Source organism: Deltaproteobacteria bacterium RIFCSPHIGHO2_02_FULL_44_16, from assembly GCA_001798185.1.
In the GTDB taxonomy this organism is placed as follows: Bacteria; UBA10199; UBA10199; order 2-02-FULL-44-16; family 2-02-FULL-44-16; genus 2-02-FULL-44-16.
The window spans coordinates 1-13,054 of sequence record MGRM01000007.1 but is presented as its reverse complement, the minus strand read 5'-3'; the positions used below and the strand labels follow the sequence as shown (position 1 = coordinate 13,054).

The 13,054-nt window shown below is 45.1% G+C and carries 12 protein-coding genes; 4 read left to right on the top strand and 8 right to left on the bottom strand.

Annotated elements, in window-relative coordinates; all coding sequences use genetic code 11:
• Positions 1 to 298: 298 nt before the first annotated feature.
• Genes A3C46_06495 through A3C46_06475 form a run of 5 tightly spaced genes read right to left on the bottom strand, consistent with a single transcriptional unit; the run spans position 299 to position 5,564 of the window.
• On the bottom strand, positions 299 to 1,354 hold the full coding sequence (locus A3C46_06495; GenBank protein OGQ23085.1) for a hypothetical protein: 1,056 nt from the start codon (positions 1,352 to 1,354) through the stop codon (positions 299 to 301).
• Between the two features lie 18 nt (positions 1,355 to 1,372).
• Positions 1,373 to 2,176 (bottom strand): hypothetical protein, encoded by an 804-nt coding sequence (locus tag A3C46_06490; protein ID OGQ23084.1) that lies wholly within the window; start codon positions 2,174 to 2,176, stop codon positions 1,373 to 1,375.
• Positions 2,176 to 3,093 (bottom strand): glutathione ABC transporter permease GsiC, encoded by a 918-nt coding sequence (locus tag A3C46_06485; protein OGQ23083.1) that lies wholly within the window; start codon positions 3,091 to 3,093, stop codon positions 2,176 to 2,178. The genes A3C46_06490 and A3C46_06485 overlap by 1 nt, the downstream gene beginning before the upstream one ends.
• An 8-nt stretch (positions 3,094 to 3,101) precedes the next feature.
• Entirely contained in the window at positions 3,102 to 4,001 is a 900-nt protein-coding gene (locus A3C46_06480; GenBank protein OGQ23082.1) for a hypothetical protein, read from the bottom strand.
• Between the two features lie 12 nt (positions 4,002 to 4,013).
• Positions 4,014 to 5,564, bottom strand: coding sequence for a hypothetical protein (locus A3C46_06475; GenBank protein OGQ23081.1), 1,551 nt, complete (start codon positions 5,562 to 5,564; stop codon positions 4,014 to 4,016).
• A 46-nt stretch (positions 5,565 to 5,610) separates the two neighbouring features.
• Between A3C46_06475 and A3C46_06470 the strand changes: the two genes are divergently transcribed.
• The 3 genes from A3C46_06470 (at position 5,611) to A3C46_06460 (ending at position 9,034) form a co-directional block, all read left to right on the top strand.
• Entirely contained in the window at positions 5,611 to 7,026 is a 1,416-nt protein-coding gene (locus A3C46_06470; GenBank protein ID OGQ23080.1) for a D-alanyl-D-alanine carboxypeptidase/D-alanyl-D-alanine-endopeptidase, read from the top strand.
• Between the two features lie 7 nt (positions 7,027 to 7,033).
• A complete protein-coding gene (locus tag A3C46_06465) occupies positions 7,034 to 8,539 on the top strand; it encodes a hypothetical protein (protein OGQ23079.1) in 1,506 nt (501 codons plus the stop codon).
• Between the two features lie 180 nt (positions 8,540 to 8,719).
• Positions 8,720 to 9,034, top strand: coding sequence for a hypothetical protein (locus A3C46_06460; protein OGQ23078.1), 315 nt, complete (start codon positions 8,720 to 8,722; stop codon positions 9,032 to 9,034).
• Here the strand turns inward: A3C46_06460 and A3C46_06455 are convergent.
• The 3 genes from A3C46_06455 to A3C46_06445 are packed head-to-tail and all read right to left on the bottom strand — an operon-like array spanning position 9,003 to position 12,350.
• Positions 9,003 to 11,363 carry a DNA internalization-related competence protein ComEC/Rec2 gene (locus A3C46_06455; protein ID OGQ23077.1) on the bottom strand — a complete coding sequence of 787 codons (2,361 nt, stop codon included), beginning with the start codon at positions 11,361 to 11,363 and terminating at the stop codon, positions 9,003 to 9,005. The two genes, A3C46_06460 and A3C46_06455, sit on opposite strands and share 32 nt — an antisense overlap.
• Positions 11,320 to 11,964, bottom strand: a complete 645-nt coding sequence (locus A3C46_06450) for a hypothetical protein (GenBank protein ID OGQ23076.1) — start codon at positions 11,962 to 11,964, stop codon at positions 11,320 to 11,322. The genes A3C46_06455 and A3C46_06450 overlap by 44 nt, the downstream gene beginning before the upstream one ends.
• An 8-nt stretch (positions 11,965 to 11,972) precedes the next feature.
• On the bottom strand, positions 11,973 to 12,350 hold the full coding sequence (locus A3C46_06445; protein ID OGQ23075.1) for a hypothetical protein: 378 nt from the start codon (positions 12,348 to 12,350) through the stop codon (positions 11,973 to 11,975).
• A gap of 164 nt (positions 12,351 to 12,514) precedes the next feature.
• Here A3C46_06445 and A3C46_06440 point away from each other — a divergent pair, with 164 nt between their 5' ends.
• A complete protein-coding gene (locus A3C46_06440) occupies positions 12,515 to 12,703 on the top strand; it encodes a hypothetical protein (GenBank protein ID OGQ23074.1) in 189 nt (62 codons plus the stop codon).
• Positions 12,704 to 13,054: the final 351 nt, after the last annotated feature.

Sequence of the window (13,054 nt, the reverse complement as noted above, 5' to 3'; positions counted from 1 at the left end):
ATTATAACTATATGAAATATATACATATTTTTAGATCCCTCCGTTGAGAGAGAAACTCTATGAGGTAGAAATGCAAAAGGTCTGCCAAAGAATGGTCCTATTGAAAAAGTCTCTCAGAGGCATTGTTTCCCTACGGCAAAACACTCTTTCTTTATGGATGGGTAGTCATCGCGAGCCGCCAACGGTTCAGTGGCGGGCGTGGCGATCTCCTGACAACCATATATACAGGAGGAGATTGCTTCGTCGCTTGCTCCTCGCAATGACATACGAGAGTTTTGCAAACACGCACTAGGTATTCTTAAGACAATTTTGTTAAAAATTCCCGATGTTCAGAGGAACCGATAACACTTAAAGGAAGACGTTCAAGTTCATGATGACAGTATCGTTTTTTCACGTGTTTGATGCGGGAAAGTGATGCTTGAAGCTGCTCTTCTGGAATGCGACCTTGCGCAACCGCGTTTTTCAGTTCCGCAAGCGACTTCTTCTGGATTTCCAGATCACGACTAAAAAGAAGCATATCAGCTCCAGCGTGGAGAGAGCGAACCGTTGCCTCAGGAATCGGCATCATGCCAGCAATTCCTCGCATCAGCAGATCATCGGTAAAAATGAGCCCATCATATCCCAACTCATGCCGAAGAATGGTCGTGGTCACCTGTCGCGATATCGTCACCATATTTTCGCTATCGAGAAGAGGAATGTGAAGATGTGCGGTCATCATCGAGGGAATGCCCGCTGCAATCGCTGCACGAAAAGGAATAAACTCGCAAATCTCAAAACGTTTTCGCGTATGCGCAAGAGAGGGAAGCGTTTCGTGACTGTCATGATTCGTATCTCCATGCCCGGGGAAATGTTTTCCGCACGACATAATCCCCTCTTCTTCAAGTCCTCTCATGAGCTCACACCCGAGGTTTGCTACAAGATGCGGATCATTTCCAAATGAGCGCTTGCCGATCACCCGATTAAAAGGATTTGTCAGGACATCAAGGACAGGAGCAAAATTACAGTGAATGCCGACAGCGCGAAGTTCTCTCCCCATAATTTTTCCGATTTCAGCGACGATATGCTCTCCATGAGTTTTTGTCTTTTGTGCGACTTCACTCATGCTGGGAAATTGCGTAAAAGGTTTGGACATCCGAAAAACATTTCCTCCTTCATGATCGACCGTGATGAGCAGCGACGTTCGCACCGCATCTTGCAATATTTCTGTCAGTTCTAAAATTTGCTTTGGCGTTTTGACATTCGCGCCGTAGAGCAAAATACCACCGATATTTTCGTCATGAAGAAAGCGCAGAAATGCGTCTGAGGGTTTGGTTCCGGAAAATCCAACCACAAACATTTGTCCAAGTTCTTTCATTTTGACCTTTCATGGTTGTCATTTCCCACGTGGAGCGAGCTTATCTCTCAGACCATCTCCTAAAAAATTAAATCCAACCACAATCAACATAATAAAAATTCCAGGAAAGATTGAAAGATGGGGGGCTACAAGAAGATACTGTGTCCCTTGATCGAGCATGCCACCCCAGCTCGGAGTATCAATCGGAACTCCAAGACCCAAAAACGAAAGCGCGGATTCAATAATGATCACTCCTGCTAAACCAAAACTAATATTCACGACAATGGGACCGACCATATTCGGAAGAAGATGTAACAAGCACAGACGCAGACTGCTTGCGCCGAGCGCTCTTCCTGCTCTTATATAATCTCTCTCTTTCAGAGAAAATGTTTGACCTCTCACAAGTCTCGCAAAGGTGACCCAACCTTTGAGCGAAAGAATTAAAATAATATTTCCAATGGAAGGAGAAAGAAAAGCAGCAATCGTAATCGCAAAGAGAATGCTCGGAAACGCAAGAAAAACATCAGAGACAAAAGAGATCGTTTTATCGACAACGCCGCCAACATAACCAGAGAGAAGTCCAATAGCACAGCCGACCACAAGAGAAATCAAAGTCACCGTAAATCCAATACCGAGAGAGACGCGAGCACCATAAATAATGCGCGAGAAAATATCACGACCATCCGCATCTTGGCCAAACCAATAACCGACGCGTGGTGGAGCAAACGCTTCTTGGATGGCAAAGAGATTCGGATCATGGGGCGCAATCCACGGAGCAAAGATCGCTACAAAGAGAAGTGTCACAATTAAGAACGCGCCAATTTTCGTGGTCAGTGAGTGCATTACAACTCCACTCGTGGATCGATCACTTTATAAAAACAATCGGTCACGGTATTAATGAACACAAATAAAAATGAAATCACCAGAATGCATCCTTCAACCACAGGATAGTCGCGTCGATGGATCGCGTCGAGCAAAAGCATCCCCATTCCAGGCCAACTAAAAACTTTCTCGGCAATAATCGTCCCCGCAAGGAGCGTTCCGACTTGAAGACCGATAATCGTAATAATCGGATTGAGCGCATTTCGAAATGCATGTTTGAAAATAATGCTTTTCTCCGACACTCCTTTGGCACGAGCTGTTGTCACATAGTCGCGACCAAGTTCTTCAATCATAGAAGAACGAGTCATACGCGAAAGCATGGCCGCAAGCGCAGCACCCAAGGTGATCGAAGGGAGAATCAGAGATGTCAGCGATTCTTTTCCAGAGATCGGAAGGATTCCCAGATGAACCGAAAAGATAAGAATAAGCACTGGTCCTAACCAAAAATTCGGAATGGAAATCCCAATCAAGGCAAGAAGCATCGTGAATTGATCAAAAAATCGACCCCGCTTCGTTGCGGCAAGAATTCCTGCGGGAAGCGCAATGATAATGGAGACAAACATCGCGCAAAAAGCGAGAAGGAGCGTCGCTCCAATGCGATTGCCAACATGGGTTAACACCGGCTGTCGATCAAAAAGTGATTTTCCCCAATTCCCTGTGATTAGTCCTTTCAAAAAATCGAGATATTGAACCAAAATCGGACGATTGAGTCCCAACTGCTCTACCAGAGCTTGGCGATCAGCCTGCATCGCCTGCTCTCCAAGCATGAGATCAACAGGATCTCCGGGGATGGCATGAAGCAGAACAAAAACAATCGTCGAGACCGCGAGGAGAACCGGAATGACAGATAAAAAACGGCGTAAAAAATAAGCGAGCATAAATAATTTTATTGAGCAGCATCCATAATGGCATAGACTTGAGGCATTCGATCTGCCCCTTCACCACCCACCCAAACATGCAGAGACCCATTAGGACGCCGTTCTACCATTTGAGCTGATTTTTTTCCATCGAGATTAAGTGCAAGAGGAACTCCTAGATTGGCAAGAAGAAAACTAAACTCTCTTAATGTCACCTCTTCCTCTGTAACCACAAATGAAGCAAGATCCGCAGAATAAGCAGCGATGGCTGCGCGTCTTTCTCTAAAATTGTTGTTATTATCTCCCTCTGGTTTTCCATCCATTACCAAGACTGGTTTGGACTGAAGAATGAGGCGATAGTTGTTGAGCGGCTGACATTGTTGCTTTTGATGATCACAAATCTGCCTTGGAGACATTTTGTCTTCGTGAGAAATAAACTTTGTCCGAATAAGCTCAGGTGAACCGGCATAAGGGAAAAGGAGGTAACCACCCTGAGTGAAGTGTTCAATATCCTCCGAAAAAACAATTCCATTGAGAGAAACAAATCCGCTTGCTTGACGAGTGCGATATTGCGGATGTCTTTCATCAGCATAATAGATTCCGCCAAAAGCTACTTGAATTGCATAAAAATCAAATGGTGGAAACCTCGTGATATCAACAGCTCTAAGACCATCGACGTCACGGAGGAGTGGTGGGAGTAATTGTTCAAGCGCTCCCCCACTGACATGATGCTTTGAAGCAATACGATCTCGCCACTCATTAATATCCAGCACACGTAATTGTGAAGGATGAAAGGATACTTCAACGAGTTCAAAGGTGTCTCCCCATGTGGGAAGTGGTACATCAAACGAATCAATACGAGAATCGCCATCAAACTGACTGAGCGTCACCGTTACTTTTCGAATCTTTATTTCACCAACAGCAATCATTTTCTCTCCGATTTATTTTGTAGAAATACTGGCAAGAGGTTGAAAGGACGCATCGGGCCAGAGAGCTACATGCTCGAGTCCCTTGCGATAGACGAGGATATTATCTTCGTGCCAGAGTGGAATCTGCGGAAGGTCATCGAGCAAAATTTCTTGAACATTCGCATAAATCTCACCACGTTTTTCAATATTGATCTCTCTTCTCCCTGCTTCGAGGAGAGGATCGAGCGCAGGATTTTTGTAACGACCTCGATTGGCCCCTTCCGGCGGAGTCTGTGTTGAATGAAAAACAGAATAATACATGTCAGGATCAATGATGCCGACCCATGTCAGTGAGTAAAGTTGAAAATTCCCTTTCTTGATATCATCAAAAAGTGTTGCCCATTCGAACGATTCTACTTTAATGCCGACTCCAATTTTTCCCAGTTGATGCGCAATCATGCGAACCGTATCCACACGCTCTTTTACGGTTGAAGTCTTGAACGAAAGCGTAAATCGCATCTTGGGACCATCTCCATCAGGATCGTGATATCCCGCTTCATTCAAAAGTTTTTTCGCTTGTTCTGGATCATAGGGAATTTGAGAAAGACGTTTATCAAACGCCCAGTTTACGGGAGCGAGCAGAGAGTTGGCTTTCTCCGCGAGCCCATACCGACGATGTTGAATGAGCTCATCTCGATTAAGTCCCAAAGCAATCGCTTTACGAACATTTTTCTTTTTGAGGATATTGTCCGTCATGTTGACGCCGATATACGCCATCGTCAATCCCGTCTCTGTTCGCGTCACAAGTTTTTTATCTTCTTTTACTTTTTCCAAAAGAAGTGGAGGAACACCATTGAGCACAATATCAAGATCCCCTTTTAAAAGTTTCAACACGCGCACATTGTCATCTTTGACAATCTGAAAAAGCAGTTTTTGCGATAGAGGTTTTTGCCCAGAAAATTTTTCATGTGCCGCAAGTTCTACAACGGTATCGTCCATCCAACGAACAAATCGGTATGGGCCGGTTCCAATCGGTTCACGTCCAAAGCTCTCCCCTTTTTGTTGTGCAACATCCTGAGGGACAATGCCCACGCACAAGGAAATCAAAAGAGGAGCAAAGGGCTCGGTCAGTTCAAGACGGATCGTATAAGGATCAATTTTTTCAAGTGTCTTGATGCGGGCAAAAACACTCTTATGAGGCGAGATTACCCCTCCATCGCGCATCGAGGTAATCGTATAGATGACATCATCCGCCGTGAGCTCCTTTCCATGATGAAAGAAGACCCCTTTTTTAAGGGAAATCACATAGGTCGTGTCATTGGGCTGTTCGACATGTGCTGCAAGGTCCGGCACAATTTCCATCCGTTCATTATTGTTAAAAAGACCGTTAAAAATGAGCTCTGAGATCTGTTGTCCATAAGCGTCCGTGGCTGTCCGTGGATCGAGCGTAATGGGTTGTGTTCGAATCGCAATTTCGAGTTTGGATTGCTGCTTCGCCCCTTGTGAACAAGAAAAGAAGCAGAGGGAACCTGATATAAGATAGAAAAGGGCGCAGCCCAAAAAGGCGAAAGCTTTGACACTCATCAGATTCTCCTTTATTATGAAGAACTTCAGGGGGAATTTACGAGCAATGAAGCCACATGTCAAACTTCTCACGGCATTGATCCTCACTTTTTTTCCTTCCCTTGTGATGGCTTCTCCCAAAGCAACGTCATTGGAACTGATCTTGCGTCAGACGTTAGGAAAATCTCATGTTGATGCGGCCAAAACTTCGATTGCAGTTGCAGATGTCAGCAGTCAAACAGAACTTGCCACGATCAACGGTGATGTCCTGCGTAACCCTGCCTCTTGCACCAAAATCGTCACCGCAGCAGCACTCCTCTCTTTTTTAGGACCAAACTATACACTTCCGACTGACTTCTTCAGCTCAACTCCACCTCAACAGGGAACCATTCAGAATCTTTACGTCAAAGGAACCGGGGATCCTTTTCTGGTCAATGAGGAACTCTGGAAAATCGTCCATGAGCTTTCCGTAAAGGGATTGAAAACCATTTCAGGTGACATTGTCATCGACAATAGTTTTTTTGAAAAAAATGAATATCCCCGCATGTCAGGAGAGAGTCGGCGCGCATACGCAGCCGTAACAAGTCCTTTTGCCGTTAACTTTAACTCTCTTGCGATTCACGTCACCCCTGGCGCAAAGAGAGGTGATCTCGCAACTGTTTCGCTCGATCCGAATATCGACTTTTTTCAGATCGTCAATTCTCTTAAAACAGGAAGTGAGTACCGCCTTCAGATTGATCCCGTCGAAACAGCTCAAGGAGAAAAGTTGATCATCAGCGGTACCATTCCTGTATCGCTCGGAGAAAAAGTTTTTTATCGGAATGTGACGAATCCCACATTTTATGCCGGCTCCATTCTTCGTCTCCTCCTTCTTCAACATGGTATTTCTGTTTCCGGAAATATCAAAGAAGGGAAAACGCCGGAACATGCACATCTTCTTTTAAGCGCTTCTTCCAAACCTCTGAGTTTGCTGATTCGCGACATGAATAAATTTTCGAATAATTTTACCGCGGAACAACTTCTCAAGCATCTTGCCGCGGTCAAAAAAGGGATTCCAGGGACAACGGCTCACGGTGTGGAAGTGTTACAGGAATATCTCGCCTCCATCGGCATTCCTCGATCCAGCTACACCATCGAAAATGGTTCAGGTTTCTCGAGCATTACCCGTTTTACGGCATCTCAACTGGTTCAGGTGTTGATGGCAGCTTACCACGACTTTCGCACCAGCGCTGATTTTGTCGCCTCTCTCGCCGTTTTTGGGGCAGATGGAACGATGAAAGACTGGAATCACCATGAAGCTCTTCGCGGAAAAATGCGCGCAAAGACAGGATCACTCAATGGCGTCAGCGCACTCGCTGGTTTTGTTTCGATAAAAAACGGAGACGTTCGTGCCTTTGCCATTTTAGGAGATCATTTAAAACAGGGTCACGATGTGATGCGTCAGATACAGCTTGATGTGGTGGATAAAATCGCCCGTCATTAAAGGATCTATGAACCGAGAGCGAAACATCATTAATATTTTTATGTGTGTCTGCCTTACTCTCGGCCTGCTCTCTCTGGTATTTGGTTATCTTCCGGACAAATTGAAAGAACCTTCATCTGCATCACACGCTTCCCAAAAAAATCTGAACGATGTGGTTTCCTTTGAAGCGCTTGATCCTTACGATTTCACGAAACCCTCTTCAACAGCGAGAGAAGTTCAAGGTATCATTGCTCGCTTTACTCCAGAGCCTTTGCCGAAATTAACACTTCCTCAAGAAAAGCTCCCTCAACTTGAACCTGATGCCGCTCCTTTTATTCCGGAGTCGACTCCTTTTACACGTCGATTTCGTTCTTCGAGCCTTGCAACCTATAATCCCGCCGGAACGTCGATGGCTGCTCCAGTTGTGGATCGCTCTTGGCTTGATGTTCCGAGCGGTCTCACTACTGAAGTCAAATTCTGGAAAAATATTTACGCTCGATATTCAACGCATCAGATCGTGATGCACGACGCCCTCTTTCTCGACATCATTTATAACGTTTTAGATATAAGTGACATCGCTCAGAATGAAGCACTCACACCACGAGAAAAACAAAAAGCTCTTGATGAAGCGCTCGAGGAAGAACGCGATCGTATTAAAATGATGCTCGAAAAAATTCAGAACCAGCAAACTGCTTCACAAGGAACAGATGAAGAGTGGAAAATTCGAAAAGCATTTCAAAAAATTGATGATCCCCTCAAATTTCGCAGCGCCATCGATCGCGTTCGTGGACAAAAAGGACTGAAAGACCAATTCGAAGTGGGGCTTTGTCGCTCTGGTCGTTTTCTCGGTGAAATTGAACGGCTCTTTGAAGAAGCTGGACTCCCGAAAGAAATCACCCGACTGGTGTTTGTGGAATCGATGTTTCAAATGGATGCTCACTCCTCTGCTGGAGCCCGAGGGATTTGGCAAATCATGAAAGGAACCGCACATCATTATAGTCTTCGCGTAAATAATGTTGTCGATGAACGACTTGATCCGATTCGTTCCACTTCCGCCGCGATACGCCTCTTAAAAGATAATTATGAAATGCTCGGAACATGGCCTCTTGCGATTAATGCCTATAATGCGGGGCGAGGACGGTTGAAAGGAGCCGTCAATCTCCTGGGCACGCAGGACATCTCAACGATTATTAAAAAATTTGAACATCCAAGTTATGGTTTTGCGTCGCGCAATTTTTTCCCCTCTTTTCTTGCAGCTTCGCAAATCATCGACGAGGTAACGCAACACTTCAACGCTCTTCACTATGATCAGCCGATTGCGTTTGACGAACTTCAACTCGAAGTTTCTCTCTCCCTTCCTGAAGTGGCGCGTGCAAGTGGCATTTCCATCCTTCAACTCGAAGAACTCAATCCCATGCTTCAAAAAGCGGCCTTTACCGGAACGGAAAAAATTCCTTTGGGGACTACCATTCGCATTCCCCTGGGAAAAGGCAACCGCTTCGCTTCCGCAATGAGAAATGTCATCAGAAGTTAGTTCTCAAAATATATTGAACCTTTTAATTGTAACGGGTCCTGCCGCCTGCGGCATTCCGTAAGCTCCGCTGATATGCGGTAGCTTCCGAAATAGCCTCCGGCGTCACCCGAATGATGATCTGTTCAATATATTTTGAGAACTCTTGCACGACATTATTGAAGCTGTTAGGAGCTAATTCTCATGAAACAGTTGTTTTCCATCCTTATTATTTGTTTTCTCTTCGGTTGTGCAGCTCGGGTACCGAGTGAAAATCGGGCTCAACAATCGCTTCGCCATTTCTTCAAAAATTACGGCAAAAAATATCCTGAAACTCCTTTTGGAAAAGGCGTTGAAAAAGTCGAGATTCTGAAAATCAGTGAAATTCGAAAACATGTGGCAGCAATCGAAGCTTTTATCACGCTCAAAAGCGGTGATCTGAAAAAAGTAAATGCCACCCTTCAAAAGAAAACACTCCTGTGGTCGTTCACTTCGTGGGAAGATCTCGAAGGGTCGTAATCGAAATCTCTTTTCCATCAGTGCTCATCGTAATCGCACCCTGGCGATCCGTTCGATAAAGAGCGACTCCCCTTTTTTCAAATCGATGCAAAACCTTTTCGTGAGGGAGCCGAAAGCGATGATGCTTTCCCACCGAAATCACAGCATAGCGCGGTGAAATCATATTGAGAAACTCTTCTGTCGAAGAAGTTTTGCTGCCATGATGCGCCACTTTCAAAACCGTAGGTGAATCCAAATCCGCCTGTTGCACGATCTGTTTTTCAGAAAAAGTTTCGATGTCTCCGGTAAAGAGAAACGAGACATCGCGATATCGAAGAAATAAGACGAGCGATTGATCATTAATATCATCGATACGGAGATCGGCGTGAGGATAAGAGACTGTGAATTCCACCTCTCCTTTTTTCCATCGTGGCGTATTCGCGTCTAAAAATCGAACCTCGAGCTGATGCTCTTTCATTTCTTGAAAAAATACTTTCCACTCTGGTTCCTGTGAAGAGGTCGCTGATGAAAGAAAAAAGAATTCGGGATGAAAGAGTTGTCTTAAACTCGAAAATCCTCCGTAGTGATCAAAATGGGCATGGCTTAAGATGATGGTTTCTAATCTTCGGACTCCGAGCTGCCATAGAGCAGGTGCGAGAATCCGCTTCCCCGTATCAAATGAAGAGGAGGGAAAACCTCCTGCATCGATCATCCACGACGTTCCGTCAGGAAATCGGAGAAGCACAGCATCTCCATGGCCCACATCGAAAAACGTGACTTCAAGCCTTTTCGTGATTTGGGGACGATACATGGGCCAGACAAAAGAACAGAGAAGCACGAACATGATGAAGAGAGAGCCTCGGTAAGCTCTTTTAAAGTTCATGAGCGCTACGATCAAGAGAAGATAACAGAGAGCGAGTTGAAACAACGTTGGAGCGGCAAAGAATGTTGTCTCCTCTGCCGCGGGGAGAAGAGCTTGAAACACGATAAGGAGCTCTTCAAGGAGAAACCCCGAATATTTCCACACGATACATCCATACGTGTGAGAAAAAATGGAAAGAAGAGAAGCAGCAAGAAAGAGCGGCATGAGGACAAATCCAAACAACGGGATAACGATAATATTCGTTATAAGTCCAAGAGGAGTGAGTTCATGAAACGTCAAAAGAATGAGAGGCGCAGAAAAAAGATATGCTCCTACAGTGCTCCCCGTTACTTGCATCCACTTTTTCTTCGGCAAGAAACGACTCGTGAGAATAATTCCCAACACCGAAACGATCGAGAGTTGAAACGAAATATCCATCAGCGCTAACGGCCACAGGATACACATCACCAACACCGTTCCCGCAAGGGTGACAAGGGAATCGTGACGACGAAAAAAGAAAGTGCTGATCAGAAAAAATGTGATCATGCATGCTGCACGAATTGCCGAGATAGGAGCTCCGACAAAAAGAACATATACCCACAGCATCGGAAGTGAAAGAAGCGCTATCATATAGCGACGGGGAATGGATAAATAAACGAATGCGCATCGATTCAGGATAAGCGAAAGGATCCACGAAAGAATGACAACAATAGAAACCACATGCAGGCCTGAGATAGAGAGAATATGAGCGATGCCGAGAAGTGAAAAAAGTTTTTGATGTTCGTCATCAATATCCCCTCGCGAACCCAAAAGAAGTGCGTTCACAATAGAAGCAGCGTCCGGAGACATGGAACTGTTAATGCGTCGCAAGAACTGATGACGAAGCGCAACCATACGTTGAAAAAAAGATTGCTCTCGCTGATACAACCGAACAAGCGAACTCCCTTCTGCAAAACCCGAGAGCGAAATATCGCGGCTCGCTAGATGAAACCGATAGGAAAATGCAGCGGGATTGAAAAAATCTTGCGGCTTTTGAAAGGTCGCTTCAAAACGGAGAGCGTCTCCCTGCCAGAGTTCCTCGGTCTCTCCTTTTACAAAGAGACGAACGTACGCAGAGACCTTTTCAAACGGTTTGTCTCGTGCAGGTTGACATCGCACAAGCATCACCTCGAGCGATACACCTTGTGCTCTCGGTGCAGGATCATCTCGCAGAAATCCTTCACAAAGGGGTCGAGCGCGGACGTGATGATGCAAAAGCGAGCTTGCTTGATCCTGAAGGATCTCCAATTTTTTCGTCGAAAGAAATGCGCCGAAAACAAAAAAGGAGAAGAATAAAAAACAACGTGCGATCGATTTTCTTTTTCGTCGTGAGAATAAGATCGTACATGCAAGTGAAGCAAAAAAGAGAGCTAAAAAAACAGAAGGACGATGAAAGAGCGCAAGCTCAAGGGCTTCCCCACTCAGCAGACATAAGGTGAGGAGTATCAAGGGTTGGGGTCGTGGCAAGAACTTCGCACAGTTCATCAAAGACATGGAACATTTTCTGGCGCAGCTCTTGGTGATACTGGTTACTCTGCTCTGCCTGGAGAATCAAGGAGAGTTTGTCGCGGAACGTGGTGAGATACGCACGTGCCTTGGATGTTGGACGAAGACGATAGAGACGCATGAGCGACATCACATCGATATTGTTGAGCCAGATATGATCATCGGTGAGTTCGATATCGACGCCACTGGTGAGGCAGGTATAAATTCCATTGAGACTACGAAAGACTTGATGCAACGAAATATCAATTGCTGCCCGAAATTTTTCGAGCTCGGTGACATAATTTTGCTCTACAAAATCGCGATACTCAGAGAGCCCGTTCGAAAGGTTCATGAGAACACGCGAGTCTCTGCGATGTGCGCGGATGATGTCAGCGACTTCATCTTCATTGAGAGAGATGCGTCCCTCTTCATAGGTCCAGCGTTCGTCATGTTCGGAATCAAAAGGAAGTTTTGGATCAACTCGAAAAGGGGTGGCCTCAGAAGATTCGGATTCGAAAATGCCTTTGCGGCGAAACAACCCAAGTCTTCGTAAACGATCGGACATGCTTCTCCCTATTCCCCCACTTTCTGTTTATCGGCTAAAGAGCGCTCTAAAGTTGCGGAATATGCATTCAAAAATTCTTTTCCCTTCGCATCCCCCTCTAAAACCATGAGAAAGCTCTTTAAGACCTTCTTTTGATTCTCGCTCAGTTCGAGATTGATAATATTATGGCCTTTATAAAAAATTTCTCCTCGATTTCGATCGAAATGGATCGAGGCCACTTCACTGTCGAGAATAAAGGTATAGGTGAGTCGATCCTTAAAGACCGCAAGTCGGGTGTCGACTGGCATGCTCGCAGGTTTTGCCTTTGGCATCGCTCCTGCGATGCGCTGAGTCTCTTTGCGCGTGACGTCATGATCCTGAAGATGTTTCTGCATTGTTGGTTTCATAGCTCCCCCAATAGTATGAACTACGCACCTTCCTTTTGTGCAGAATCCATGCCATGATCATGTCAAAAGGATGAAAACATAAAGTATTGATTTTATTGATCTATAACTACCCAGAAAGGAGCGCTTGCGATCTCAAAAGGGTAAATTTCTCACTTTAGAAATGCATGTTGAGAAAAAATAAGCTGATAAAGGGTATTTCGTTAACACTGGGAAAAGATTCGTCAAAAGCCAAAAAATCTATATTCGCGATTCAGGTCTTTTACATTATTTTCTGGGGATTCACGATCAGGACGACCTTGAAAACCATCCCAAACGCGGAAGCAGTTGGGAGGGATTTGTCATTGAGCAGGTGATCTCCGCTTTCTCGCTGGCACATCCAGGAACGGAAGCTTTCTTATGAGTTTCTGAAAAAATCTCTCACTCTTCAAAAGGAAAGGGCCAAGACTTGATCCCTTTCTCCTTAACCTTCAATCTTTCAATGCGTCGCTCATAGTCCTTCGATCGATTTCCTGGAACGCACCAAACCTTTTGAGCATGGCATTTACTTGTTCTTTCGTCGCTTCTGGAATGTAGTGCATGATTCCTTCTATATCTTTAAACCTCTGGCCTATAGCCCGCGCAAAACAAGATGTCAGATATGATAGGCGAAAGTTTTGTGGTGGATGTGTTTCACAAAAGCGGTTTTTGTTTCTAAAAGCGTCTCA